The organism is Saccharothrix lopnurensis, assembly GCF_042658445.1.
GTDB lineage: Bacteria > Actinomycetota > Actinomycetes > Mycobacteriales > Pseudonocardiaceae > Actinosynnema > Actinosynnema lopnurensis.
This window is the reverse complement of the sequence record NZ_JBHSQO010000005.1, coordinates 196,330-220,964: the sequence shown is the minus strand read 5'-3', so window position 1 is coordinate 220,964 and position 24,635 is coordinate 196,330. Positions and strand designations below refer to the sequence as shown.

27 protein-coding genes and 1 pseudogene are annotated in these 24,635 nt (G+C 74.5%); 14 read left to right on the top strand and 14 right to left on the bottom strand.

The genetic code is table 11. The features are described 5' to 3' along the window. Positions 1 to 144: 144 nt before the first annotated feature. The gene (locus ACFP3R_RS07675; protein WP_380634246.1) at positions 145 to 639 is read right to left on the bottom strand and encodes an SRPBCC family protein; all 495 of its coding nucleotides are present in this window, start codon (positions 637 to 639) and stop codon (positions 145 to 147) included. Between the two features lie 47 nt (positions 640 to 686). Next, complete coding sequence (gene uvrA / locus ACFP3R_RS07670) at positions 687 to 3,560, bottom strand: excinuclease ABC subunit UvrA (RefSeq protein ID WP_380634158.1); 2,874 nt, start codon at positions 3,558 to 3,560, stop codon at positions 687 to 689. A 235-nt stretch (positions 3,561 to 3,795) separates the two neighbouring features. Between uvrA and ACFP3R_RS07665 the strand changes: the two genes are divergently transcribed. Next, positions 3,796 to 4,641 (top strand): maleylpyruvate isomerase family mycothiol-dependent enzyme, encoded by an 846-nt coding sequence (locus ACFP3R_RS07665; RefSeq protein ID WP_380634155.1) that lies wholly within the window; start codon positions 3,796 to 3,798, stop codon positions 4,639 to 4,641. A gap of 89 nt (positions 4,642 to 4,730) precedes the next feature. Here the strand turns inward: ACFP3R_RS07665 and ACFP3R_RS07660 are convergent. Further along, positions 4,731 to 5,642: pseudogene (locus ACFP3R_RS07660) on the bottom strand (acyltransferase family protein); the annotation flags it as partial. A gap of 147 nt (positions 5,643 to 5,789) precedes the next feature. On the opposite strand from ACFP3R_RS07660, the gene ACFP3R_RS07655 reads away from it, so the two are divergent. Beyond that, on the top strand, positions 5,790 to 6,467 hold the full coding sequence (locus ACFP3R_RS07655) for an MBL fold metallo-hydrolase (protein ID WP_380634152.1): 678 nt from the start codon (positions 5,790 to 5,792) through the stop codon (positions 6,465 to 6,467). Positions 6,468 to 6,496: 29 nt separating this feature from the next. On the opposite strand, the gene ACFP3R_RS07650 is transcribed toward ACFP3R_RS07655, so the two are convergent. Both ACFP3R_RS07650 and ACFP3R_RS07645 read right to left on the bottom strand, forming a co-directional pair. Then, positions 6,497 to 6,901 (bottom strand): type II toxin-antitoxin system VapC family toxin, encoded by a 405-nt coding sequence (locus ACFP3R_RS07650; protein ID WP_380634150.1) that lies wholly within the window; start codon positions 6,899 to 6,901, stop codon positions 6,497 to 6,499. Further along, complete coding sequence (locus ACFP3R_RS07645; protein ID WP_380634148.1) at positions 6,894 to 7,172, bottom strand: type II toxin-antitoxin system Phd/YefM family antitoxin; 279 nt, start codon at positions 7,170 to 7,172, stop codon at positions 6,894 to 6,896. Before ACFP3R_RS07645 ends, ACFP3R_RS07650 begins: the two co-directional genes overlap by 8 nt. Positions 7,173 to 7,604: 432 nt before the next feature. Between ACFP3R_RS07645 and ACFP3R_RS07640 the strand changes: the two genes are divergently transcribed. After that, positions 7,605 to 8,960: an MFS transporter gene (locus ACFP3R_RS07640; RefSeq protein WP_380634146.1), complete on the top strand. Its 1,356-nt coding sequence runs from the start codon at positions 7,605 to 7,607 to the stop codon at positions 8,958 to 8,960. 187 nt (positions 8,961 to 9,147) lie between these two features. Here the strand turns inward: ACFP3R_RS07640 and ACFP3R_RS07635 are convergent, their stop codons facing one another. Continuing rightward, the gene (locus ACFP3R_RS07635; RefSeq protein WP_380634144.1) at positions 9,148 to 9,498 is read right to left on the bottom strand and encodes a hypothetical protein; all 351 of its coding nucleotides are present in this window, start codon (positions 9,496 to 9,498) and stop codon (positions 9,148 to 9,150) included. Positions 9,499 to 9,559: 61 nt separating this feature from the next. Between ACFP3R_RS07635 and rnhA the strand changes: the two genes are divergently transcribed. Beyond that, positions 9,560 to 10,048: a ribonuclease HI gene (rnhA, locus tag ACFP3R_RS07630; protein WP_380634142.1), complete on the top strand. Its 489-nt coding sequence runs from the start codon at positions 9,560 to 9,562 to the stop codon at positions 10,046 to 10,048. A gap of 46 nt (positions 10,049 to 10,094) precedes the next feature. Here the strand turns inward: rnhA and ACFP3R_RS07625 are convergent, their stop codons facing one another. Next, complete coding sequence (locus ACFP3R_RS07625) at positions 10,095 to 11,225, bottom strand: aminotransferase-like domain-containing protein (RefSeq protein ID WP_380634140.1); 1,131 nt, start codon at positions 11,223 to 11,225, stop codon at positions 10,095 to 10,097. A gap of 115 nt (positions 11,226 to 11,340) precedes the next feature. Between ACFP3R_RS07625 and ACFP3R_RS07620 the strand changes: the two genes are divergently transcribed. Continuing rightward, on the top strand, positions 11,341 to 12,267 hold the full coding sequence (locus tag ACFP3R_RS07620) for a sigma-70 family RNA polymerase sigma factor (RefSeq protein WP_380634138.1): 927 nt from the start codon (positions 11,341 to 11,343) through the stop codon (positions 12,265 to 12,267). 21 nt (positions 12,268 to 12,288) lie between these two features. Next, positions 12,289 to 13,029: an alpha/beta fold hydrolase gene (locus ACFP3R_RS07615; protein ID WP_380634135.1), complete on the top strand. Its 741-nt coding sequence runs from the start codon at positions 12,289 to 12,291 to the stop codon at positions 13,027 to 13,029. A 155-nt stretch (positions 13,030 to 13,184) separates the two neighbouring features. Here the strand turns inward: ACFP3R_RS07615 and ACFP3R_RS07610 are convergent, their stop codons facing one another. Continuing rightward, positions 13,185 to 14,018, bottom strand: coding sequence for an ADP-ribosylglycohydrolase family protein (locus ACFP3R_RS07610; protein WP_380634133.1), 834 nt, complete (start codon positions 14,016 to 14,018; stop codon positions 13,185 to 13,187). 118 nt (positions 14,019 to 14,136) lie between these two features. Between ACFP3R_RS07610 and ACFP3R_RS07605 the strand changes: the two genes are divergently transcribed. The 3 genes from ACFP3R_RS07605 (at position 14,137) to ACFP3R_RS07595 (ending at position 15,769) form a co-directional block, all read left to right on the top strand. Next, positions 14,137 to 14,847, top strand: coding sequence for a S1 family peptidase (locus ACFP3R_RS07605; protein ID WP_380634130.1), 711 nt, complete (start codon positions 14,137 to 14,139; stop codon positions 14,845 to 14,847). A gap of 128 nt (positions 14,848 to 14,975) precedes the next feature. Beyond that, positions 14,976 to 15,419, top strand: coding sequence for a DUF309 domain-containing protein (locus tag ACFP3R_RS07600; RefSeq protein ID WP_380634128.1), 444 nt, complete (start codon positions 14,976 to 14,978; stop codon positions 15,417 to 15,419). 170 nt (positions 15,420 to 15,589) lie between these two features. After that, positions 15,590 to 15,769, top strand: coding sequence for a hypothetical protein (locus tag ACFP3R_RS07595; protein ID WP_380634126.1), 180 nt, complete (start codon positions 15,590 to 15,592; stop codon positions 15,767 to 15,769). A 52-nt stretch (positions 15,770 to 15,821) separates the two neighbouring features. On the opposite strand, the gene ACFP3R_RS07590 is transcribed toward ACFP3R_RS07595, so the two are convergent. Both ACFP3R_RS07590 and ACFP3R_RS07585 read right to left on the bottom strand, forming a co-directional pair. Beyond that, positions 15,822 to 16,067 carry a hypothetical protein gene (locus tag ACFP3R_RS07590; RefSeq protein WP_380634125.1) on the bottom strand — a complete coding sequence of 82 codons (246 nt, stop codon included), beginning with the start codon at positions 16,065 to 16,067 and terminating at the stop codon, positions 15,822 to 15,824. A gap of 149 nt (positions 16,068 to 16,216) precedes the next feature. Continuing rightward, positions 16,217 to 16,633, bottom strand: a complete 417-nt coding sequence (locus tag ACFP3R_RS07585; RefSeq protein WP_380634123.1) for a helix-turn-helix domain-containing protein — start codon at positions 16,631 to 16,633, stop codon at positions 16,217 to 16,219. A 244-nt stretch (positions 16,634 to 16,877) separates the two neighbouring features. On the opposite strand from ACFP3R_RS07585, the gene ACFP3R_RS07580 reads away from it, so the two are divergent. Next, complete coding sequence (locus tag ACFP3R_RS07580) at positions 16,878 to 17,636, top strand: EI24 domain-containing protein (RefSeq protein WP_380634244.1); 759 nt, start codon at positions 16,878 to 16,880, stop codon at positions 17,634 to 17,636. On the opposite strand, the gene ACFP3R_RS07575 is transcribed toward ACFP3R_RS07580, so the two are convergent. Beyond that, positions 17,629 to 19,587 carry a beta-propeller domain-containing protein gene (locus ACFP3R_RS07575; RefSeq protein ID WP_380634120.1) on the bottom strand — a complete coding sequence of 653 codons (1,959 nt, stop codon included), beginning with the start codon at positions 19,585 to 19,587 and terminating at the stop codon, positions 17,629 to 17,631. The genes ACFP3R_RS07580 and ACFP3R_RS07575 overlap by 8 nt on opposite strands. A gap of 136 nt (positions 19,588 to 19,723) precedes the next feature. On the opposite strand from ACFP3R_RS07575, the gene ACFP3R_RS07570 reads away from it, so the two are divergent. From ACFP3R_RS07570 to ACFP3R_RS07555, 4 genes are all read left to right on the top strand, one after another. Next, positions 19,724 to 20,098 carry an FKBP-type peptidyl-prolyl cis-trans isomerase gene (locus ACFP3R_RS07570; RefSeq protein WP_380634118.1) on the top strand — a complete coding sequence of 125 codons (375 nt, stop codon included), beginning with the start codon at positions 19,724 to 19,726 and terminating at the stop codon, positions 20,096 to 20,098. Between the two features lie 180 nt (positions 20,099 to 20,278). After that, the gene (locus ACFP3R_RS07565) at positions 20,279 to 21,118 is read left to right on the top strand and encodes a hypothetical protein (RefSeq protein ID WP_380634115.1); all 840 of its coding nucleotides are present in this window, start codon (positions 20,279 to 20,281) and stop codon (positions 21,116 to 21,118) included. Between the two features lie 179 nt (positions 21,119 to 21,297). Then, a complete protein-coding gene (locus tag ACFP3R_RS07560) occupies positions 21,298 to 21,882 on the top strand; it encodes a DNA-binding protein (protein WP_380634112.1) in 585 nt (194 codons plus the stop codon). 44 nt (positions 21,883 to 21,926) lie between these two features. Next, on the top strand, positions 21,927 to 22,583 hold the full coding sequence (locus ACFP3R_RS07555) for an RES family NAD+ phosphorylase (RefSeq protein ID WP_380634110.1): 657 nt from the start codon (positions 21,927 to 21,929) through the stop codon (positions 22,581 to 22,583). A 79-nt stretch (positions 22,584 to 22,662) separates the two neighbouring features. Here the strand turns inward: ACFP3R_RS07555 and ACFP3R_RS07550 are convergent, their stop codons facing one another. The 3 genes from ACFP3R_RS07550 to ACFP3R_RS07540 all read right to left on the bottom strand — a co-directional run bounded on the left by ACFP3R_RS07550 (position 22,663) and on the right by ACFP3R_RS07540 (position 24,606). Then, positions 22,663 to 23,217, bottom strand: coding sequence for a GNAT family N-acetyltransferase (locus ACFP3R_RS07550; protein WP_380634108.1), 555 nt, complete (start codon positions 23,215 to 23,217; stop codon positions 22,663 to 22,665). A gap of 46 nt (positions 23,218 to 23,263) precedes the next feature. Further along, the gene (locus ACFP3R_RS07545) at positions 23,264 to 23,857 is read right to left on the bottom strand and encodes a hypothetical protein (RefSeq protein WP_380634107.1); all 594 of its coding nucleotides are present in this window, start codon (positions 23,855 to 23,857) and stop codon (positions 23,264 to 23,266) included. Between the two features lie 68 nt (positions 23,858 to 23,925). Further along, positions 23,926 to 24,606, bottom strand: coding sequence for a Crp/Fnr family transcriptional regulator (locus tag ACFP3R_RS07540; RefSeq protein WP_380634105.1), 681 nt, complete (start codon positions 24,604 to 24,606; stop codon positions 23,926 to 23,928). Between the last annotated feature and the right edge of the window lie 29 nt (positions 24,607 to 24,635).

The window sequence follows — 24,635 nt, the reverse complement described above, 5'->3', positions numbered from 1 at the left end:
GGGCCGGCTCGGCTCGGGCCGGCTCGGCTCGGGCCGGCTCGGCTCGGGCCGGCTCGGCTCGGGCCGGCTCGGCTCGGGCCGGCTCGGCTCGGCTCAGCTCGGGCCGGCTCAGCTCGGGCCGGCTCAGCCGACCTGGCCCGAGCCCTACCCGACCTGGTCGGCCACCCGTTCCCGCCGCCCCGCCAGGAAACCCGCCAGGTACGTGCGCAGGCCGCGTTCGGCGCTGCGCATCATCAGCGCGTGGTTGAACCGGAACACCGGCCGGGCCACCGGCGCCAACCCGCGCAGCAGCGCCTTGCGCACCACCACCTCCTGCTCGAAGACCAGCCGCGCGCCCGGCCCGTCCGGCAGGACGCGCCAGCTCGCCGTGCCGTCGAGGTCGCCCGCCAGGTCGGCCCGCAGCAGGCCCGCGCCCCGGTCCTCGGTGTGGTGCCGCGCCTCGAACACCAGGTCGTAGGGCAGCAGGGACCGGCACCGCAGCTCGGCCGCGCGCTGCGCGACCTGGCGCGCCTCCCGCACCTCGCGCCACCAGTGCGGGTAACCGCCCAGGTCGGCGAGCACGTCGAAGACCTGCCCGGGGGCGCTGTCGAGCCACCAGGCGCTGCGGAAGCGGTAGGAGTTCAGCGACATGTCGACCATGCTCACGCATCCCGGGTGGCGGCGCAGGCCACCACCCGGGGTGCGCGTCAGCCGACCGCCGCCACCGAGGGCAGCGACTCGCGCAGGAACGCGCCGGTGTGGCTGCCGCTGTTCGCGGCCACCTGCTCCGGCGTGCCCTCGGCCACCACCACGCCGCCGCCCGAACCGCCCTCCGGACCCATGTCCACCAACCAGTCCGACGTCTTGATCACGTCGAGGTTGTGCTCGATCACGATCACCGTGTTGCCCTTGTCCACCAGGCCGTTGATCACGCCCAGCAGCTTGCGGATGTCCTCGAAGTGCAGGCCGGTGGTCGGCTCGTCGAGGATGTAGACCGTCTTGCCGGTCGACCGCTTCTGGAGTTCCGAGGCCAGCTTCACGCGCTGCGCCTCGCCACCGGACAGCGTGGTCGCCGGTTGGCCCAGCCGCACGTAGCCGAGGCCGACGTCCACCAGCGTGCGCAGGTGCCGGTGGATGGAGTTGATCGGCTGGAAGAAGTCCGCCGCCTCCTCGATGGGCATGTCGAGGACCTCGGCGACGGTCTTGCCCTTGTAGTGGACCTCCAGCGTCTCCCGGTTGTACCGGGCGCCCTTGCACACCTCGCACGGGACGTAGACGTCCGGCAGGAAGTTCATCTCGATGGTGATGGTGCCGTCGCCGGCGCACGCCTCGCAGCGCCCGCCCTTGACGTTGAACGAGAACCGGCCCGGCTGGTAGCCGCGCACCTTCGCCTCGGTGGTCGCCGCGAACAGCTTGCGGATGTGGTCGAACACCCCGGTGTAGGTGGCCGGGTTCGACCGCGGCGTGCGGCCGATCGGCGACTGGTCGACCTGCACCAGCTTGTCGACGTGCTCCAGGCCCTTGATCCTGGTGTGGCGGCCGGGCACCTGGCGCGCGCCGTTCAGCTTGTTCGCCAGCACCGTGGCCAGGATGTCGTTGACCAGCGTCGACTTGCCCGAGCCGGACACGCCCGTGACCGCCACCAGGCAGCCCAGCGGGAACGACACGTCGATGTTGCGCAGGTTGTGCTCGCGCGCGCCCACCACGGTCAGCTGCCGCTTGCGGTCCACCGGGCGGCGGACGGCGGGCATCGGGATCTCCTCGCGCCCGGACAGGTAGGCGCCGGTGATCGACTTCTTGTTCTTCAGCAGGGTCTCGTAGGTGCCGCTGTGCACGACGTGGCCGCCGTGCTCACCCGCGCCGGGACCGATGTCGACCACCCAGTCGGAGGTGCGGATCGTGTCCTCGTCGTGCTCGACCACGATCAGCGTGTTGCCCAGGTCGCGCAGGCGCGTCAGGGTCTCGATCAGCCGGTGGTTGTCGCGCTGGTGCAGGCCGATCGACGGCTCGTCCAGCACGTACAGCACGCCGACCAGGCCGGAGCCGATCTGCGTGGCCAGCCGGATGCGCTGCGCCTCGCCGCCGGACAGGGTGCCCGAGGCGCGGTCCAGCGACAGGTAGTTCAGGCCCACGTCGAGCAGGAAGCGCAGGCGGGCCTGGATCTCCTTGAGCACCGCGCCCGCGATCATCGACTCGCGCTTGGCCAGCTCCAGCCCGTCGAGGAAGTCCGAGCACTCGGCCACCGACATCGAGCAGACCTCGGCGATCGACCGGTCGCCCTTGGTCCGGTGGTGCAGCGTGACGGCCAGGATCTCCGGCTTCAGGCGCGTGCCCCGGCACACCGGGCACGGCACCTCCCGCATGTAGCCCTCGTACTTCTCGCGCATGTACTCGGACTCGGTCTGCTCCTGGCGGCGCTCCAGGAACGGGATGACGCCCTCGTAGTTCGCGTAGTACGAGCGCTCGCGGCCGTAGCGGTTCTTGTAGCGGACGTTCACCTGCTCGTCGATGCCGTGCAGGATCGCCTTCTGGACCTTGGCGGGCAGCTGCCGCCACGGCGTGTCCATGCGGAAGCCGATGGTCAGGCCCAGCGACTCCAGCAGGCGGGTGAAGTACTCGGCGGTCTGCCCCGAGGCCCACGGCGCGATCGCGCCCTCGGCCAGCGACAGCTCGTCGTCCGGCACGACCAGCTCCGGGTCGACCTCCTTGCGCACGCCGATGCCGGTGCACGTGGGGCACGCGCCGTAGGGCGAGTTGAAGGAGAACGACCGGGGCTCCAGGTCCTCGATCGCCAGCGGGTGGCCGTTGGGGCAGGCCAGGTTCTCGGAGAAGCCCCGCACCCGGCCCGGGTCGGTCTCCGCCACGTCGACGAACTCCAGCTCGACCAGGCCGTCGGCCAGCCGCAGCGCGGTCTCCACGGAGTCGGTCAGGCGCTGCTTGGCGCTCGCCTTCACCGCCAGGCGGTCGATGACCACCGCGATGTGGTGCTTCTCCTGCTTCTTGAGCTTGGGCACCTCGCCCAGCGCGTAGACCGCGCCGTCGACCTTGGCGCGCGAGTAGCCCTGCGACTGGAGGTTGGCGAACAGGTCGACGTACTCGCCCTTGCGGCCGCGGATGACCGGGGCCAGGACCTGGAACTTGGTGCCCTGCTCCATGGCGAGCACCTGGTCGACGATCTGCTGCGGGGTCTGCTTGCTGATCGCCTCGCCGCAGGTGGGGCAGTGCGGCTTGCCCGCGCGGGCGTAGAGGAGGCGCAGGTAGTCGTAGACCTCGGTGATGGTGCCCACGGTCGAGCGCGGGTTGCGGCTGGTCGACTTCTGGTCGATGGAGACCGCGGGCGAGAGGCCCTCGATGAAGTCGACGTCCGGCTTGTCCATCTGCCCGAGGAACTGGCGGGCGTAGGCCGACAGCGACTCGACGTAGCGCCGCTGGCCCTCGGCGAAGATCGTGTCGAAGGCGAGGCTGGACTTGCCCGAGCCGGACAGCCCGGTGAACACGATGAGGCTGTCCCTCGGCAGGTCGAGGTCCACCCCCCGCAGGTTGTGCTCGCGTGCCCCGCGAACGACGAGCCGGTCGGCCACAACGTTTCCCTTCGGTTTTTGACCTTCCCCCGAACAGGTGTTCGAAGCAGCGTATCGGACCCACCGGGCCGGGTCTGTCGGGGAGGGCGTGCACCATGCTAGGTGCGGGCACCGACAAAGACTGGGTGGGCGAGTTCCCGCGATCGTGCCGCCAACGGGTCTACCAAGGGGTAGTCGCCGCCCCTACGCTGGGACGATAGGCCGTTCGGCCGCATAGACGCGGGATGGGGTGCCCATGAGCTTCACTGATGCCGCACAGGTCCGATCCGCCCAGGCGAGCGTACCCGCGCCGCGCGAGCAGTCCGCCGCGGCGCGGGGCGGGCAGCCGGGCGCGGCGCGGGACGCGGTGCAGGACGCGGCCGCCGGGCTGGCCGAGGTGGCGCGGGCCACCGAGGCGCTGTACGGGGTGGTGGCCGAGCTCGACCAGCTCGACCTGCGCGGGCCGAGCCTGCTGCCCGGCTGGAGCCGGGGCCACGTGGTGACGCACCTGGCGCGCAACGCGGATGCCCTGGTCAACCTCCTGACGTGGGCGAAGACCGGGGTCGAGCACCCCATGTACCTGAGCCGGGCCGACCGGGACGCCGACATCGAGGAGGGCTCGGGCCGGCTGCCGCAGCTGCTGCGGGCGGACCTGGACGCGGCGTGCCAGCGGTTCGCCGCCTACGCGCGCGACCTGCCGACCGGGGCGTGGGAGGCCGAGGTCGACCACCCGCGCCTGGGGCTGTTCCGCGCGCACCGGGTGCCGTGGCTGCGGCTGCGCGAGGTGTGGGTCCACCTGGTCGACCTCGACCGCGGGGTGGGGTTCGCCGACCTGCCGCCCGAGCTGGTCGAGGGCTTCCTGGAGGACGCCGCCGCCCACTACGCGGACCAGCCCGGGACGCCGGAGGTGCGGATCGAGGTCGAGTTCCCGGACGGCCGTCAGCGGGACTGGGCGCTCGGCCCGGCGGGCTCGGCGGGCTCGGCGGGCGAGGGCTCGCCGCTGGTCAGCGGCGCGGCGGCCGACGTGCTGGGGTGGCTGACCGGCCGCCACAGCGGCGAGCGGTTGACCGGGGCCGCGCCGGCGCTGCCCAGCTGGCTCTGAGCGGCGAGCAGCAGGCCGACCACGGCGGGGCGGCGGTTCGCCGTGAGGGCGCGGTAGGCGGGGCGTTCCACGAGCGCGGTCAGCAGCCAGCCCAGCACGACGGCGGAGGTGGTGAACGCGGCCAGCTCCACCAGCGGGCCCGGGGTGACCGAGGCCACCCGCACCATGACGAAGTAGCCGATCTCCTGGTGCACGAGGTAGACGCCGTAGGAGATGCCCGCCAGCCACCTGATGGGCCGGCGCAGCGCGCGCACGGGGGCGACGTCCCAGTCGGGGCCGCCCGCGGCCGCGCACACACCGATCAGGACCACGCCCAGGCCGATGGTCGAGCGCAGGTCCTCGGTGTGCGTGGCCTGGGCCAGCAGGGCGCAGGTGAGCAGGGCGAACAGGTGGTGGTCGCCGAGCCGTGAGCGGGACCACAGCCAGATGCCGACGCCGATGGCGAACAGCTGGCCGCGGTGCGCGCCCAGGCCGTTGTAGAGGGTGTTGAGCAGACCGGGTTCGGCGGCCTGCTCCCGCAGGACGAGGGGGGCGACGACGAGCGTCCACAGCAGGGCCTTGAGCGCCCCGCCCCGCAGCCGGGAGGCCAGCAGCGCGCCCGCGACGAAGCCGGTGACCTGCACCGGGAGGGTCCAGTAGGAGTGGTCGATCAGGTTCACGCCGGGGAACCAGTTCTGGAGCATCAGCGCGTTGAGCAGCAGGTCGCGCGGCCCGGCGTGGCTCCAGTCCGGCGGGGCGGCCAACCGGACCAGGGCGTAGGTGAAGACCGCGGCGGCGAGGTAGGCGGGGAACAGGCGGGCCAGGCGGTTGCGCAGGAAGCGGGCCGGTTCGCCCTTGGCCAGGCCCGCGCAGGCGAAGAAGGCGGAGATGACCACGAGCGCGCTCGCGCCGAACTCCAGGGAGAAGGCGAACGAGGGGGCGCTGATCTCGGGGTGGGCCGCCGGTCCCGCGTGGGTGGCGTGCTGGAGGATCACACAGAGGACGGCCAGGACGCGCAGCACGTCCCAGTTGATCCGGCGTTTGGTAGGCACGAGGTGGAAAACCCCATTCGAACGACATCTGCGGAGCGGCGGGGGTCGTTACCAAGACTAAGGGATCGACCTGTGCGGGTCCTGAAGGGTGTGCCGGGTCGACTACGGTCGGCCACTGTGGACGTACTAGAGGACTACACGGGGCACGTGTCACCGGACGGCCCGGCGGCCCGGCGCACCCTCGACGCGCTGACCATCACCAAGGTCTCGGTGGGCCCGATGGACAACAACGCGTACCTGCTGGTGTGCCGCGCGACCGACGAGGCCCTCCTCGTCGACGCGGCGGCCGACCCGCGGCGCCTGTCGGACCTGATCGGGCACTCCTCGGAGCGGCCCAGGCTGAAGACCGTGGTCACCACGCACCAGCACGCGGACCACTGGGGGGCGCTGGGGGCGGTCGCGGGCGCGAACGGCTCGAACACGGTGGCGCACGCGCTGGACGCGGGGGTGCTGCCGGTGCCGCCGGACGTGCTGGTGGAGCACGGTGACGTGGTGCGGGTCGGGGAGGTGCCGCTGGAGGTGGTCCACCTGCGCGGCCACACGCCGGGGTCGATCGCGCTGCTGTACCGGGACCCGGGCGGTCGTCCGCACCTGTTCACCGGGGACTCGCTGTTCCCGGGTGGGGTGGGGCGGACGGCGTCACCGGAGGACTTCGCCTCGTTGATCGACGACGTGTCGGCGCGGATCTTCGACGTGCTGCCGGACGAGACGTGGTTCTACCCGGGACATGGGGACGATTCCACTCTTGGGAGTGAACGTCCTCACCTGGACGAGTGGCGCTCACGCGGCTGGTGAGCCCGAGCGGAGCTCACCAGCCGCACTTCTCACACCTCGACGATCTGGACCATGCCGTCGAGTCCGGCGAAGTCCTTGGCATTGCGGGTGTAGAGCGGCAGACCTCGGGTCGAGGCGATGGCGGCGATCATCAGGTCCAGCCGGCGCGGTTTCGGGTCGCGCTTCGCTGCGAGGGTCAGCGCCACCAGCGTGCCGAAGCGAGCCGCGGCCTGACCGTCGAAGGGCAACGGCTCGAACTCGGCGATCGCCGCCCCCAGCTTCTCGGTCCGCACCGCCCGCGCCGCGGCATCCTTGGCCATCGCCACACCCTGGTGCAGCTCGGCCAGGGTGATCGCGGTCAACTCGGGGACCTCCGGCAGCACCGCCGGGTCCAGTAGTCCGAGGTCGATGTACGTGCAGGTGTCCAGCACGCCCGACTCGTGCCGGTCAGCCACGGCTGCGCTCCCACGGGTCGTCGTCACCGATCCGGTCTTCGGAGCCGAACAACTCGTCGGCTTCACGCCGCATGAGGCCGTGATCGACCTTCGGGAGCTTCCGGTGCCGCTCGACCAGTTCCTCGGCGGTCAGGCGCCGACGACGGGGCAGCGGACGGACCTCGGCGATCTCCACGCCGTTGCGGGTGACGTGGTACGTCTCCCCAGCCTCGACCGCGTCCATGACCGCAGCGGAGTTGTTGCGGAACTCCCGTTGACTGATGACCTTCACCGACCTAGCGTAGCCCTGCGTAGCACGATGAGCTACATCCGGCTGACCTATTGCCCATTCAGGTGACTCGCTGTTCGCGGGCAGGGTGGGGCGGACCGACCCGGCCGAGGACCTCGCCTGCCGGACCAGCCGCCGCGGCGCGCCGGACGGCAACCTCGTGCACGCCGGGAGGGTCCCGCCGGCATCGCCGCGGCGGGGTGAGCCCCGCCCCGGCAAAACCGGTTCGGCGGCGAACCGGTTCCCCCTACGATCGACCCGTGCCCGCCTCGGACAGGGTGGCCGTCCTCAGCGGCGGCGTGAACCCCAGGTCGTAAGAGCAGCGTCGCCGCGCCCGCGAAGTCCTCGCCGGTGTGGCCCTTCGCGCTGCCCCGGCTCCGTTGACGATTCCCGGAGCTCCGCCTTGCGAACCCGTTCCCGCCCCACCTCGGACCGGTGGTCGGGGTGAACCGCCGCTTCCTCGTGCCGGCGGCCGTCCTGCCGGCCCTGTCCTCCTTCCCCCTGACCATCACCGGCGCCTCGGTGGCGCTGCCCGACCTCACCGGTGACCTGGGGGCCTCCCCGACCGGCGCCCAGTGGGTCGTCACCGGCTACAACCTGTGCTTCGCCGCGTTCCTGGCCTTCGGCGGCTCGCTCGCGGACCGGCTGGGCAGGCGCCGCCCCTACGTCGCCGGGGTCGCCGCGTTCCTCGTCGGCAGCGTGCTGTGCGCCCTCGCGCGGGACGTCGGCGTGCTCGTGGCCGCCCGCCTGCTCGCCGGGACCGGTGCCGCGGTGGCCACCGCGACCGGGCAGTCCCTGCTGGCGGCGACGTTCGACGGCGCGGCGCGCACCCGCGTGTTCGGGGCGCTGGGCACCGTCCTGGGCGCCGGGTTGGCGTTCGGGCCGACGATTTCGGGCTTCCTCGTCGACGCGGTGGGCTGGCGGGCCGTGTTCGGGGTGCCGGCGGTGCTCGCGGCCCTGGCGCTGCTGCTGTGCCCGGCCCTGCCCGCCGGGCCGGGTGCCGGGCGCGGGGAGGTCGACTGGCTCGGCGGGGTCCTGTTCACGCTCGGGCTCGGCGCGGTGATCTGGGTGTTCGTCGAGGCACCCGCGCTCGGTCCCGCCCACCCGGCGGTGCTCGCGGTCGGCGCGGTCGCGGTCGGGGGCGCGGTCGGGTTCGTGCGGGTCGAGCGCCGCCGGTCCGCGCCGGTGTTCGACCTCGCGCTGCTGCGCGACCGGGCCTTCCTGGGGTACTCGCTGGTGGCGGCCGCCCTGATGGGCCTGCTGGTCCCGCTGCTGGTCTACCTGCCGTCGTACCTGATCGACGTCGTCGGGCTGGAGCCGGCGCGGGCCGGGCTGTGGATGCTCGTGCTCACCGTCCCGTCCGTCCTGCTGCCCGGTCCGGGCGCGGCGGTGGCCCGGCGGTCGCCGCGCCTGCTGGCGACCGGCGCGGTCCTGGTGGCCTCGGTCGGCGTGGTCTCGCTGGTCGCCACCGGCCCGGCGGGTCCGCCGTGGCTGTCGCTGCTGCTGGTCGGCACGGGGGTCGGCCTCACCACCGGCGTGGTCGACGGGCTGGCCGTCTCCAGCGCGCCGGTCGACCGGGCGGGCACGGCCGCGGGGCTGTTCAACACCGCGCGCCTGACCACCGAGACCGTCGCGCTGGCCACCGCCGGCTCGGTGCTGACGGCGCTGAGCGGCGGGCACCTGGTCGGGGACGGCTTCACCGAGGCGCTGCGGGTGGTGGTGCTGGGCCTGGGCTGCTGCGGCGTGGTGGCCGCGGTGGGGGCGAACGCGTTGCTGCGGCGCGGGAACTGAGCCCCGGGCCGTCCCGTCCGGGGTTCCCGGGCGGGACGGCCCGGGGGTAGGGCGGGACGGCCCGGGGTAGGGCGGGACGGCCCGGGGTAGGGCGGGGCCGGCTCCGGGTCCCGGGCGGGACGACGCGGGGTCGGGCGGGGTGGTCTGAAGGTCGGGCGGGACGGCCCGGGGTTCCGGAAGGGACGACTCACGGTTCCCGAACGGGACGGCGCGCGACCGGGGCGGGCGCGGTGTGCAGGCCGAGGGTCGGCGACCGCCGCAGCCGCCGGACCGCGGGCACGGCGGCGGCCGAGGTCAGGGCCAGGGTCGTCCACAGCACCGGGGCGCCCGCCGCCAGCAGGGCGGTGAACAGCGCGGGCCGCCGACCGCCGGGATCGCCCAGGAGAGCTGGAACAGCGCGCTCGCCCGCCCCTGCGCGCCCGACGGCCGCGGCAGCGGCCGTGGACAGCGGGGCGAACAGGACCTCGGCGAACGCGAACGTGACGCTGACCGCGAGCCAGGCCAGGGCACGACGCGGGCCCGGCGGTACGGGAATCAACCGCGCGGGCGGGCGCGCGGACTCGCCCGCGAACGGATCCCGCGGTGGGTATGGTCCTCGCGTGGAGCAGGTGGTCGAGATCTACACCGACGGCGCGTGCAGCGGGAACCCCGGTCCCGGCGGGTGGGGCGCGGTGCTGCGGTACGGGGCGCACGAGCGCGACCTGTTCGGGGGTGAGTCGTCGGCCACCACCAACAACCGGATGGAGCTGATGGCGCCGATCCAGGCGCTGGAGACGCTCAAGCGGCCGTCCTCGGTGCGGATCTACACCGACAGCACCTACGTGCGCAACGGCGTGCTCTCGTGGCTGGCCAGGTGGAAGGCCAACGGGTGGCTCACCTCCGGGCGGCAGCCGGTCAAGAACGTCGACCTGTGGCAGCGGTTGGACGCCGCCGCCGCGCCGCACCGGGTCGAGTGGCACTGGGTGAAGGGCCACGCGGGGCACCCGGAGAACGAGCGCGCGGACCGGCTGGCGGTCCGCGGCGTCCGGGCGGCGGCGGGGTCGGACCTGCGGGCGGACGTCGTGCACGACGGCGAACCGGCGGGGTGACCCCGGCCCGGGGGCCGGGGTCCCGCGCGGTCGGAACACCGCGCGGTCAGAACACCGACGCGAGCCGGCGCATCCCCTCGGCGATCCGCTCGGGCGTGTTGGTGGTGAACGACAACCGCAGGGTCGAGTGGTCCGGGGTGACCGCGTGGAACGACGCGCCCGGCACGAACGCCACGTCCCGCGCCAGCGCCTCGTGCACCAGCTCCGCGGTGTCCACCCCGCCGGGCAGGGTCAGCCACACGAACATCCCGCCGTCCGGGTCGGTCCACCGCGTGCCCGCCGGCACGGTGCCCGGCAGCGCCGCGATCATCGCGTCCCGCCGCTCCCGGTAGGCCGCGCACAGGCGGCCGATGTGCGCGTCGAGGTCGTTGGCCGCCAGGTAGGCCGCCGCCGCGGCCTGGTCGACGGCGGAGGTGTGCAGGTCCGTCGCCTGCTTGACGACCACCAGCGTGCGCATGATCGACCCGGGCGCGCGCAGCCAGCCCAGCCGCAGGCCCGGCGCGCCGACCTTGGAGAAGCTGCCGAGGTGGATCACCCGGTCGCTGAACGACGCCAGCGCGGGTTCCGGTTCGCCCCGGTAGCGCAGCTCGCCGTACGGGTCGTCCTCGACCACCCACAGGCCGTGGCGGTCGGCCAGCTCCGCGATCGCCCGCCGCCGCCCGGCGTCCAGCGTGCGGCCGGTCGGGTTGGCGAACGTGGGCACCAGGTACAGCAGCTCGGGCCGCTCGCGCTCGACCACGTCGGCCAGCGCGTCGGGGTCCACGCCGCGCTCGTCGGACGCGACGGGCACCAGCCGGGCGCCCGCGAGCCCGAAGCACTGGAGCGCCGCGAGGTAGGTGGGCTCCTCGACCGCGACCACCGCGCCGGGCTCCAGCAGGGCGGTCGCCACCAGGATCAGCGCCTGCTGGGAGCCGGTGGTGACGAGCAGGTCGGGCACGCCGGTGGGCAGGCCGCGCCGGGTGAGCCGGTCGGCGACCAGGGCGCGCAGGTCGGGGTCGCCCTCGGTGGGCGAGTACTGGAGGGAGCGGCGCGACACCGCCCGGTCGAACGCCGCGCGCAGGCCCTCGACGTCGAACAGCTCGGGCGCGGGCAGGCCGCCCGCGAACGAGATCACCTCGGGGCGGGCGGTGAGCGCGAGCAGGTCGCGGACGGGCGAGCCGGCGAAGGTGCGTGGCACGGGGGTCCTCGGGGAGTCGTGGGACGGGCGAAACGCGGTCGTGCCACGCGTGGGGGTCGCACCGAGGGGTCGAGGGCGCCACCCCGGAGTCTACCTCGGCGTCTACCTTGGCGTGGTGGAGTTCGAGGCGCACCGGGTCGAGCTGACCGGCTACTGCTACCGGATGCTGGGCGGGCCGTTCGAGGCCGAGGACGCGGTGCAGGAGACGTTCGTGCGGGCCTGGCGCGGGACCTACGACCCGGCTCGCGGCACGCTCCGGGCCTGGCTCTACGCGATCGCCACCAACGTGTGCCTGGACGTGCTGCGCAGCGCGCGGCGGCGGGCCGTGGCGATGGACCTGACCTCGCCGTCGGCCCCGGGTTCCCCGCTGGGCGAGCCGCTGCCCGCGTCGGCGTGGGTGGGGCCCGTCCCGGACGAGCGGGTGCTGCCCGCCGACCAGGTCGTGGTGGGACGCGAGAGCGTGCGGCTGGCGTTCGTGGCCGCGCTCCAGCACCTGCCGCCCCGCCAGCGGGCGGTGCTGCTCCTGCGGGACGTGCTGTGCTGGCGCGCGGCCGAGGTGGCGCGGTTGCTGGACACCACGGTCGCGTCGGTGAACAGCGCGTTGCAGCGGGCCCGCGCCGGGATCGCCGACCGCCGGCCGGAACCGCTGGGCCCGGTCGACGAGGACCTGCTGGAGCGGTACGCGGCGGCCTTCGAGCGGCACGACGTGCCGGCGCTGGTGTCGTTGCTGCACGAGGACGCCACGATGACCATGCCGCCGTTCACGTGGTGGCTGCGGGGGAAGGCCGACATCGCGGCGGCGCTGTCCGCCGGCGGCAGCGGGTGCGAGGACGCGCGGGTGGTGCGGACGTGGGCGAACGGCGTGCCCGCGTTCGGCCAGTACCGGCCGGACGAGCGGGGCGGGTACCGGCCGTTCGCGCTGGTGCTGGTGGAGTTCTCGGGTGGGTGGCAGGTGGGGTCGACCACCTGCCTCGGGGACGGGCTGTTCCCGATCTTCGGTTTGCCGATGAGTTTGCCCGCCGGCTCCCGTAACAGGGGGTGAAGCCCTTTTCGAGGAGGACCGGTGTACGAAGACGTGAACGGTGTGCGCACGTGGCACGAGGTGCGCGGCGGGGGTGAGCCCGTGGTGCTGCTGCACGGCGGGTTCAGCGACTCGCGGGAGTTCGGGCCGAACCTGGCGCGGTTGGCGGACCGGTTCCGCGTGCACACCGTCGACCGGCGCGGGCACGGGCGCACGCCGGACGTGCCGGGACCGGTGGAGCTCGACGTGCTGGCGGGCGACCTGGCGGCGTTCCTGGAGCGGGTGGTCGGCGGGCCGGCGCACCTGGTCGGCTTCAGCGCGGGCGGCGTGGTGGCGCTGGGCCTGGCGCAGCGGCGGCCGGACCTGGTGCGCAGGCTGGTCGTGCTGAACACCGCGTTCGCCAGGGACGGCTGGGTGTTCCTGCCGCAGCCGGGCGGTGAGCTGCCCGCCGAGCTGGCCGACCGGTACGCGGAGGTGTCGCCGGACGGGCGGGACCACCTGCCGGTGGTGGTGGAGAAGTACGCGCGGGCGGCGAACTCCGACGAGGTGGTGGACCTGGCCGCGATCACCGCGCCGACGCTCGTGCTGGGCAGCGACGACGACATCGTGCACCTGGAGCACACCGTGGCGATGTACCGGGGCGTCGCGGGCGCGCAGCTCGCGGTGCTGCCGGGCACCTCGCACCTGATGCTGTTCGAGCGGCCGGAGCTGTGCGCGTCGCTGATCACCGACTTCCTGACCACGGACGCGCGACCGCTGATGCCGATCACCCGCGCGGGCTGACACCGCGCGGGCGGCGTCGCGCCCCCGACGTCCCGCGGGACGAGGAGCGCCCGGTCGACGGGCTCGCGGTGAGCCCGTCGACCGGGCGTTCGCGCGCCGGGCGCGTGGCACGCGGAGCCGGTCGAGCCGGTCGAGCCGGTCGAGCCGGTCGGGCACTACGGCAGCCGGGCGTCCACGGCGGCGAGGTGGTCGCGGCCGTACGCGCCGTTCTCCAGGCCGGCCACCAGGACCGGTGGCAGGTCCGGGACGACCTCGGCCGACCGCGAGGCGGCGGCCAGGGCGATGGTCGCGACCGTGTCCACGTCGCCGGTGAAGGCGACGCACGCCCGCAGCACCCCGCTCAGCGTGCCGCCGGCGGCCAGCGCGGTCAGCGCCGCCCGCGTGCTCGCCACGCCCTTCGGGCCGACCGGTCCCCGCCACGGCCGCGCCCAGACCGGGGAGCCGAGCCGGTCGGCGACCCACGCGCCGACCGACGCCACCGGACCCAGGCCGCGGTCGCAGTAGTGCACGGCGAGCGCGGCGGCCCGCGCCGCGGCCACGCCGTCCGGGGTGTCGTGCGTGACCCGGGCCTGCACGTCGGTGTGGTGCAGCACGTCGGCGGGGGTCGGCAGCAGCCCGAGCGGCGCGGTCCGCATGGCCGCGCCGCTCTTGTCGCTGTCCGGGCGGATGCGCGCGAGGAACTCCTCCCCCGTCCGCACGGTGCCCAGGAATGCGTGGAAACCCCGCGCGTAACCCTCGCGCGGATCGCGGTGGAACGCGGTCACGAACGCCTCGGCGACGGTCTCCCGCGTCCACGGCTCCCCCGAGACGAGCAGTTCGGCCAGCGCCAGGGTCAGCTGGGTGTCATCGGTGTAGTGGCCGGGCGCGAGCCGCGGGTGCCGGGGGTTGCGCACGTAGCCGGCGAGGGTGTTGTGCCTGGTCACGTAGTCCGGGTCGGCGTACTCGAAGCCCGCGCCGTACGCGTCCCCGATGGCCAGTTCGACGAGCATGGCGCTCACGTTATGACTCTTTCGATATATCCCAACTCACCCGATCGAGTGGTACGAATTCCGTGACCCAAGACACCCTGTGCGCGAGAAATCGCGTGTCTTCGGAAACGAGGAACCCTTGCGACTCACCAGGCTGGTCCCCGCGCTCGCAGCCGCGCTGCTCTCCCTGCTCACCCTGGCGCCCAACGGCTCGGCGGCCCCGGCGCCGGGCGGCGAGGTCACGCCGTACATCATCGGCGGCGGCTACGCGAGCAACGCCCCGTGGGCGGCCCGGCTGTTCTCGAACGGCCGGCAGACGTGCAGCGCGACCATCATCGCCCCGACGTGGATCCTCACCGCGAAGCACTGCGTGAGCGGTGGCGGGCTGTCGTTCCGGATCGGCAGCCTCGACCAGGGCAGCGGCGGCACGGTGGCCAACGGCGTGCAGACCTACAACCACTCGTCGGACCTCTCGCTGGTCCGGCTGGACCGCTCCGTGCCCGGGACCTACGCGCGGCTCGGCGCGGCCGGTTCGGTCACCGTGGGCCAGTCCGTGCAGGTCTACGGCTGGGGCGCCACGTCCCAGTGCGGCTCGGAGGCCAACTGCCAGTCGCAGTACCTGAAGGTCGCCACCGTGACGGTGACCGGCGGGTGCACCGACGCCTACGGCGGCTCGGCCATCTGCGCCCGGCGCGGCAACGGCATCACGGCGGGCGGCGACTCCGGCGGCCCGATGATGGCCGGCGGCGCGCAGGTCGGCGTGGCCTCCACCAGCGACCGGCAGACCACCACCGCGTACACCAACGTCACGCGGTACCGGTCGTGGATCCAGTCGATCGCCGGGGTCTGACCCCACCGGCCGGTCGACCCGATCGCGTCGTCCACTTCGGACCTTCCACCGGGCGGTCCGAAGTGGACTTCCGCGTTCCCCGGCCGCGCCGTTCCCCGCTCGGGCCGGGTTCGTGCCACGATCAAGGCATGTCGACCAGCCCGCGCGACCGGGACGAGCAGGGCCGGGCCCGCAACGCGCGACCGCGCGACGGCCTCGGCCGCCCCCTGCCCTACGGCGATCCCGGGGTGGAGCGCCAACCCGAGGGCGTGCCGCGCCCGCCCGCCGAAGCCCTGGCCGAGGCCCAGCGGCTGCTCGACACCGGCCGCCCGTTCCACGCCCACGAGGTGCTGGAGGACGCCTGGAAGGTGGCGCCCGAACCGGAGCGCGAGCTCTGGCGCGGCCTGGCGCAACTGGCCGTCGGCCTGACGCACGCCGCGCGCGGCAACCCGTCCGGGGCCTCGGCGCTGCTGACCCGCGGCGCCCGCAACATCGAGCCCTACCGCGAGGAACCGCCGCACGGGGTGGACGTGGCCGGGCTGGTGGCCTGGGCCGCCTCGGGCGACGGCGTGCCGAGGTTGACCGGGGGCTGATCGGGGCCGCGCCGGGGGGGAGCACCGACCCGATCGGCCGGAACCGCCACGAGCCGCCCGGAGCAGGGCCACCGGCCGCAACCCCGGGGCTCCAAATTGGTCCGAATGCCTGCTTCGGCGCGGTTGGGGCCGGGTAATTCGGGGTCGACAACTCTCCCCGGGAGGCTCACGTGCTTGCGATCATCGCCGCGGTCATCTTCGGCCTGGCGTTCCTGCTGGACCTCGCCGGCGCCTCGCTCGGCGTGATGGACAGCGGCGCGCTGCTCTTCGCCGGCCTGCTCTGCGTCGCCCTGCACCTGGCGGGTGTGGGCTCCGGCGCGCGTTCCCTCAGCTTCCGCCGGCGCCGCTGACCCCTGCGGCCGGACAGGGCCCCGGACCGCACCGGTCCGGGGCCCTTCCACGTCAGTCGCCCGCGATCGGGACCCCGATCACCAGGCAGGCCACGCAGGGCACGCCGTCCGGTTCGGGCAGCAGCTCCGCTGTGCCGACGTCGATCCGCTCGCCGCACAGCGCCACCAGCGCGGAGCGGGTGCCGTCGGGCAGCGGCACGAGGTGGCAGCCGTTCCCCCACCCGTCGGTCGGGCCGCCGCGCCTGCGCACGAGGAGCACGGGCTCCTCGGCCCGCTGGGAGCCGTTCACGTCAACCACCAACTCCCCTCGTGGGACCCGCGTCGGTCACCCCGCCATCCTGGGACGGCGCGGCGACCGCGCCCCCGGGCCGATGCCGAATCGGAGCCCCCGTATGCGGCAGACGCATACGCGTGCGGTCAGCGGACACCCCGGGCCGGTCGACGCCCTCAGCGCGTCGGCGTCCGCGCCGACCAGCCGTCGAGCGCGTCGGCGAACCCCGGCGGGACCCGCCGCGCGGGCCCGGCGTCCGGCACGGCGCCCTCGTCGGCCAGGCCCAGCAGGGCGGCCGGGATGCCCAGCAGCCGTTGGAGCGGGCGCAGCACGCGCAGGTCGAAGGCGATGTCGCTGCCCGACTCCAACCGGGAGACGGCCGACTGGGAGAACCCGGCGAGCGCGCCCAGCTCGTCCTGGCGCAGCCCGTGCGCGCGCCGGGCCGCCGCCACCACGGCTCCCGGGGCCTGGTCCCGCACCGCCTGCCGGACCTCGCGGCTCTCCCACAGCGACGGCGGCAGCGGCGGCAGCGGTCCCGGGGTGCGGGTCGGTGCGGGGCGGCCGGCGGTCGGGCCGTCGTGGTGCGGTGGCATGGTCGACCCCTCCCACGGGCAGATCCCGAATCCTGGCACCGCTCCCCGGCCCGGCACACCGCCGTTGCGGGAGTCCCGGCCCCGGCCGGAACGCGACCCGGCCCCGACGCCCCGCCCCGGCAGCCGGCCCCGCGACCCTGCCCCAGGACCCGGCCCCGTCGCCCGGCGGTGAGGCTCCGCACACCGGGAGTCCGGTCCGGTACGTCCCTCCCGCCCGGTCCGCGCGGCTATGCTCCCGGCCGTGATGAGGGCGCTGCGGGACTTCTCGACCGGTGTGGGGTTGCTCGGCCAGGGGTTCGGGCTGGTGTTCCGGTCGCCCAAGCTGTTGCTGATCGGGGCGATCCCGGCGCTGCTCACCACGGTGCTGCTGATCGGTGGCCTGGTCGGGCTCGCGGTGTGGGTCGACGACATCGCCGCCTGGCTCACGCCGTTCGCCGACGACTGGAACGAGACGGTGCGGGCGGTCACCCGGTTCGCCGCCGGGTTCGGCGTGATCGGCGCGTTCGTGGCCGTCGGGCTGCTGCTGTTCACCGCCATCACGCTGATCATCGGCGGCCCCTTCTACGAGCACATCGCGGAGACCGTCGAGGACCGGCACCTCGGCGGCGTGCCCGAGGCCGAGCAGGTGACGTGGCTGCGGTCGGCCGCGATGGGCGCGCGGGACGGGCTGCTGCTGGTGGGACTGGCCGTGCTGTGCGCGGTCCCGCTGTTCATCGCCGGGTTCATCCCGGTGCTGGGGCAGACGGTGGTGCCGGTGCTCGCGGTGTGCGTGAACGCCACGCTGCTGAGCATCGAGCTGACCGCGATCCCGTTCACCCGGCGCGGCCTGGACCTCAAGGTGCGCAGGCAGGTGCTGCGCAGGCGGCGGGCGGTGACGCTCGGCTTCGCCGTGCCCGCCTACCTGCTGTGCCTGGTGCCGCTGGCCGCCCTGGTGGTGCTGCCGGCGGCGATGGCGGGCGGCACGGTGCTGGCGCACCGCCTGCTGCACGACCAGCTCAGGTGAACGGCACCCACGCCCGCTGACCGAGGTCGGCGAGGCCGTGGACGCCCGCGCCCGCCGCGGACACCGTCCACAGCTCCTCGCCGATCACCAGCGCCCGCCGGGGACCGGGGTCGACGTCCGCGCCCCCGTGCCGAACCGTGCCCAGCGGGGAGAACCCGGCGCCGTCCAGCCGCAGCACCAGCAGGCCGCTGGTCCGCTCGTCGACCACCGGCAGGACCACCAGGTCGTCCCAGAACAGGAACGCGTGCGGGTCGAACTCGACCTCCGAGTACGCGCCCGGCAGGTGGTGGCCCGCGACCTTGGCGGGCGCGGCCGGGTCGGACACGTCGAACAGGGAGACCTGTGTGCCGGTGGTCCGCCCGCGCGCGGTGGCCTCCTGGCCGACGCCGATCAACCGCCCGTCGCCCGCCGGGTGCAGGTAGGCCGAGTAGCCGGTGATCTTCAGCTCGCCGACCCGGCGCGGGTCCGCCGGGTCGGACAGGTCCAGCGTGTAGAGCGGGTCGACCTGCCGGAAGGTGACCACGTAGCCGACCGGGCCGGCGAACCGCACGCTGTAGATCTGCTCGCCCACGCCGAGCCCGTCGAGCTTGCCGACCTGCTCGAACGCCTTGCCCGCGCGCCGGAGCACGGTCACCGAGCTCTGCGTGGCGACCTCGCGCGGCGCGGAGTTGCGGGCCACGGGCCCCGGTTCGGACGTCGTGGTGGCGACGCGCAGGTGCCCGTCGTGCTCGGACAGCGCGTACTGGTTGAGCAGCGCGCCGGGGACCTCACCGGACGCGACGTGCTCGGGCGGGCCGGGCCGGGAGGTGTCGAACTGGTGGATCGCGGTGGTCGGGAACGCGGTGGCCGCGCCGCGCGCCGACGGCCGCAGCCGGTGGTCGTCGGCCACGTAGAGGGACGCGCCGGTGCCGTAGACGGTGTCGCCGTCGGCGGTGATCGCCACCGCGTCGCCGGAACCCAGCTCGCCGGGGAAGTCGAAGGTGAGCACCGACAGCACCGACGTGGCCGGGTGCTCGACCGGGTGGCTGAGCCGGTCGCAGGCCACCAGCGGGCCCTCCGTGCGGGCCCCGTCGGCGCCGGTCAGCTCGTAGCGCGGCAGCCACGCCTCGATCGGCGCGGTCGCCGCGATCTCCCGGTTCCGGATCAGCGACCGCGCCACCTCCCCGCCGTCCGTCGGGTACACCCACCCGAGGCGGGGCGCGGAGTGCGTCACCACGCGCACCACGTCACCGGTCTGCCGGGCGTCGACGAACCGGCCCGTGACGGTCAGCGAGCCCAGCACCCGGGCCTGCCCCGCGAGGTCGACCAGGGTGATCGAGGAGCCCTGCCCGACGGGGTCGGTGGCGGGCAGGTCCGTGACGCCCCACCCCGGCATCGCCATCGCCGGTGAGCCGACCACGAGTGCCCGGTCGCCGTGCAGCAGCAACTGGGAGGCGTGGCCGCCGGGCAGGTCGAGGGTGGCGGTGACCCGCCGGTCGGCCGCGTCGACCACCCGCAGCCTGCCGTCGGCCACCGTGACGACGCGCTCGCCGTCGGTCTTGACCAGGTCCGGTTCGTCCACGCCGGCCTCGTGCGCGTTGGTGCTCGAATGACCGGGGGCGCCGGGCTCCCGGGGCACGGCGTCGGGCACCGCGGCGGCCTCCCGCCGGGTCGCCCCCTGTTGGGCGGCGACCGGTGGCGAGGCCCCCGCCCTCGCGTCGGCGGCCACCCCGCCGTCCTGCGCGGCGAAGTACCCCCCGCCCAGGCCGTACGCGCCGACGTGGGGCGCGATCGCGCGGCGCAGCCCGGCCAGCGCGGTGTCGCACGTGTCGAACGCCACCAGGTCGACCGGCACCGCCTCGACCGGCGGACCCCCCTGCGCGCCGGGCACGGCCGAGGCCGCGCTCACCCCCGCCACCAGCGCCGCGCCGGCGAGCAGCGCGGCCCGCCCTCCCCAGGACTTTCGCGTCATGACCCCAGGACGGAACGGCGCGGCGGAATGGTTGCGCGGTGGCCGGCGGGCCGGTCGGCCGCCCGCGCGCCCACGTGATTGAGTAGGTCCCGACCGCGTCCGACCGGACGCGGCGCGAAACACAGGGAGAGCGACAATGGCCCCGAGCAAGCCCGTGGTCGAGCCGTACGAGGGCAGCGCGCCCGCCGACCTGGTGATCGAGGACATCACCGTCGGCGAAGGCCCCGAGGCCGCGCCCGGTCAGCTCGTGCACGTGCACTACGTCGGCGTGGCGCACTCGACCGGTGAGCAGTTCGACGCCTCCTGGGACCGCGGCGAGGCGTTCTCCTTCCCGCTGGGCGGTGGCCGCGTCATCGCCGGCTGGGACCGCGGCGTGGCGGGCATGAAGGTCGGCGGCCGGCGCAAGCTCGTCATCCCGGCGCACCTGGGGTACGGCGACCGCGGCGCGGGCGGCGTGATCAAGCCCGGCGAGACGCTGATCTTCGTGGTGGACCTGCTCGGGGTGAACTAGGCCGCGCGCCCGGTCCCGCCGCCCGCGGCCACCGCGCCGGGTGCGGGACCGGGCCCCGTCCGCCCTGTTCGACGGGGCGAGCGGGCTGGTCGCGGGTCGCCCGACTCGGCCCCGGCGCCCTGGTCCGGCCGTTAGGATCAGCGGACCGTGTCCGGGGGGAGCCGAGAGGGTGTTCTTCGCATGAGCCAGCCGGGTGAGCCCGCCGCACCGCTGTCCGAAGAGGAGCAGACCCGGCTCATCAAGCACCTCGGCCGCGCCATGCTCCCCGCGCTGCCGCAGGGTTGGCAGCGGGTGCGGGCGGAGTACCGGGCGGCCGGGCGGCACGTCGAGGTGGACCTCGCGTTCGCGGGACCGGACGGCCAGTGGCGACCGGTGCGGCCGCCGATGGACGTGGTGCGGCTGTTCGGCCGGCTGCGCGCCGGGATGCACCGCTCGGACCGGGGCACGTGGTTGAGCGCGGTCTACGGGATCGAGGCCCCCGCGGCGTTCTCGGTGGACTTCAACGCCGACGAGGAACCGCGCTGGCGCAACGCGCCGCCGGTGATCGGCTTCCAGGACGAACTGCGCGCGTTCCCCCGGCAGGACGAGCGGATTCCCGACTGGCTGCGGCAGCGGGTGGGCCTGCCGCCGCTGCCGGAGCCCGCGCCCGGGGGTGGGCTGCGCGCCGCGCACGTCTACGACGGGCTCGACGGGGCGAACCGCCCGGTGGTCAACCGGCAGGTGGTCGACCGGCGGCTGGCCGAGGCGCTGCTGACGTACCTGGAGGGCGCGCCGGTGGTGCTGACCGCGCAGGGCCTCGGCGTGGACGAGTTCGTGCCCGGCGAGCAGGACGTGCCGCTGGACTTCCGCACCGACGGCACCTGGATCTGGGCCGGCGCGGTGCCGCACTACCTGCGCAAGCACGGCCTGCCGCCGGAGCCCGACCTGGTCGAGCACATCGTCTCGCGCGGGTTCCGGCTGGGCGAGGTGGACGAGGCGACCCGCGAGCGCGCGGCCGCGCTGATCACCGGGGACGCCTGACCGGTCCCACCGGCGGTGGTCCGGTGGGCGCGGTTCCCAGCGGTCGGGTGAGGCCCGGGTTCGGGCTCTTCGGGCACTTTGCTCACGCAGTGTGCCGTCCTGTGCGCGCAGCGTTCGCACCTTCCGACATTCGAGCTATCTCCCCGCACAAAAGCGCACGCCCGGGATACCCTGTGCGCATGACAACCGCTCTGGCGTCGGCCTTGGCGAAGGCCGGCCTTCAGGTCACCCCCGACGAGTTCCTGTCCCTCGTCGCCGACGCCGCCAAGCGGCTGGCCCCACCTCACCCCGACCCGGGGAGCTACTTCCCGCCCGACCAGCGCGACGCGCTGCTGGACGTGGGGCTCGACCTGAGCCCCCACCGCGTCGCCGACGACCAGGCCAGGGCGCGCACCGTGGTGGTGCACGCCGTGCTGCGCGACTCGGCGCTGACCGTCGCCGAGGCCGCCAGGCAGCTGGGCGTGGACACCAGCCGCGTGCGGCACCGCCTCGGCGTCGGCCGGCTGGTCGGCTGGAAGGACCGCGGCAGCTGGCGGCTGCCCGCGTGGCAGTTCGCGGGCACGGGCGTGCTGCCCGGCCTGGAGGTCGTGCTGGCCGCGGTGCCCGCCGACCAGCCCGCGCTGGTGGTGGCCGGGTTCATGACGACCGCGCAGGAGGACCTGCCGGTGGACGGTTCGCCCACCACGCCGCGGGAGTGGCTGCTGGCGGGCGGGGACCCCCGCCGGGTGGCGGCGCTGGCCGCGCAACTGGGCACCCCGGCCTGAATCCCCCGCCTGAATCCCCCCGCCCCCGAGATCCCTGGACGCAGATGTCACGGCTCCCCCAGCCGCCCGCCCCCGCCGTGCTCCAGGCGAGCCTGCGCCGCACCGAGGACGTGGTCGCGGTGCACCGCGCCACCCGCCTGGTGCGCGTGTTCGCCGCCAAGGGCCTGCACCCGCAGCGCTGGAACAGCTTCCGCTACACCGGACCGCTGCCCCACGCGCGCTTCGACACCCAACCGCCGTCGCCGGACGGCTCGTTCACGCACGCCCACGACCAGGGGGTGCTGTACTTCGGCCTGTCCATGCGCACCTCCGTGGCCGAGGTGTTCCAGGCCACCGCGGTGGTGGACCGGCGCACGCGCAGCCCGTTCATGGTGGTGCTGCGCCCCCGCCGCACCCTGCGGCTGCTCGACCTGGCGGGCCTGTGGCCCACGCGGGTCGGCGCGTCGCAGGAGATCAGCTCCGGGCCCAAGCACCTGACGCAGCAGTGGGCCAGGGCGATCCGGGCGGCCCACCCCGAGCTGGACGGGCTGTGGTACCGCTCGTCGATGGACTCCGGCGCGCCCGCGGTGTGCCTGTGGGACCCGCCGGGCGGCACCGGGCTGCCCGCCTCGCCGGACGTGCTGCTGCCGCTGGAGCACCCCGGGCTGGACCTGCCCCTGGCACGGGCGTGCGAGGAGCTGAACTACACGCTGCTGGGCTGAGCGGGCCTGGGCTGAGCGGGCCTGGCCTGAGCCGGCCTGGCCTGAGCGGGCCCCGGGCGGGCCTGCCCCGAACCGGCGGTTACGCCTGGTTTACCTGCCGGTTGCGGCGGGGCACGGGCAGGAACCGGCCGTAGCGCACCTCGGGCAGCCGCTGCTCGCCGCGGTGCACCGACCCGTCGTGCCGCCAGCCGTGGGCCTCGCAGAACGCCCGGCTGTGCGCGTGGTCCTGGAACGCCCACAGGACCGCGTAGCGGAACCCCTGGTCCAGCAGGTGCCGCAGGCCCGCCTCGTGCACCAGGTGCCCCGCGCCCGTGCCGTGGTAGCGGGGGTCGGCGTAGATCGCGACCAGCTGCCCGGTGTGCAGGTCGGGGTGCGCGTCGGTGGTCGCCCGGACCTCGTCGACCGCGCAGTAGGCGCCGATGCGCCCGGTGCCGGGCTCGACCGCGACGAACACCCGGCTGGGTTCGGGCAACCGCAGCACCCTCGTCCACGCCGGCAGCCTGCTCTCCGGCAGCATCCGGTCCAGCACGGGATCGGCGACGACGCCCCGGTAGGAGTGCCGCCAGGCTTCGACGTTGATCCGGGCGATCTCCGGCGCGTCGTCGGGCCTGGCGGCCCGCACGGTCCACTGCATCCGCCAGAGCCTGCCGCAAGGACCGCGCCGTTCGCCAGGTTTCGGCTCAACCCCGTCTGGGCGGACCCGGGCAGAGGTAGCCCGCGTACGACACGCCCTTCGCCCGGAACCGGGTGGCGCGGAACCGGGACGGGTCGAGGTCGTGGAAGCGGGTGCGGACCACGTCGTCGAACAGCCGTTGCGAGACGACCAGCACCAGGTCGGAGCCGGTGGTGGCCAGCTCCTTGCGGGCCACCTTGGCGTCCAGCAGCCGGCAGGTGACGATGGGCGCGTCCCCGACCAGGCCGAACCGGCCGGCGGTCAGCGTGCCGCAGTGCATGGCCACCCGCATCCGCATCGGGGTGCCCGCGCGGCGCAGGTCGGCCAGGTGCGCCGCGAGCCGCTCGGTGAAGTGGGCGATCACCCACGCCGTGTCGGCGTCGGCGGGCAGCACGGCCAGCTCACCGTCCCCGCGCACCTGCCGGTACCAGTGGGAGCGGTCCAGTCCCGCGTCCTGGGCGGCCAGGTCCAGCACCTCGCCCAGCCTCGACTGCACCAGGAACTGGTCCAGGGCGTCGAGCTTGCTGTACCCCTCGACGTCCACGGCGACCACCAGGCGGTAGACGAGTCCGTCGAGCGGGGGCATCGTGTCCAGCTTCACCCGTCGAGCATCGCGCGACCGGGCCGGCGGAAACAGGGCGATGGCCGGGTTTCCCGTCGCCCGTCCGGTCAGGAGGCCATCCCGCGCAGCACGGCCCGGTCCACCACGGTGATCACCCGGTAGCCCATGCTGATCACGCCCCGGTCCCGCAGGGCGCGCAGCTCGCGGCGCGCGGTGTCCTCCTCGACGCCGACCAGCGACCCCAGCTCGCCCTGGGTCAGGCCGAGCCGGAGGCTGACGCCGCCCGGTCCGGGCCTGCCGTACGCCTCGGCGAGGTGGTCCAGCACGCGGGCCAGCCGCACCGAGGCCGGGTAGCCGTTGAAGTCGACCCGGCGCTGCTGGTTCCAGCGCAGCGTGTTCATGATCATCCGGGTGAGGGCGAGGTTCGCGTCGGGGAACTCCACCAGGTAGCGCTGGAACTGCGCGGCCGGGACGACCCGCGCCCGCGTGTCCAGGCACGCGGTCACCGTGGCCGAGCGCGGGTCGCCGCTGAGGAACGCCATCTCGCCGACCACGTCGCCGCCGACCTTGATGTTGAGCAGCGCGACGCGGCCGTTGTCCAGGGCCTGGGTCACCTTCACCAGCGCCTGGAGCAGGAGCACGACGTGGTCCGACCGGTCGCCCTCGCGCACCATCACCTCGCCGCGCCGGAAGGTCCTCGGCGTGCCGAGGCCGAGCAGGGTGGTGCGACCGGCCGGTGAGAGCGTGTCCAGGTAGGTGCCTGCGGGCCAGTTCGACGGGACCGCCATCTCGACTCCCTCCGCGGGAGGCCCAGTGT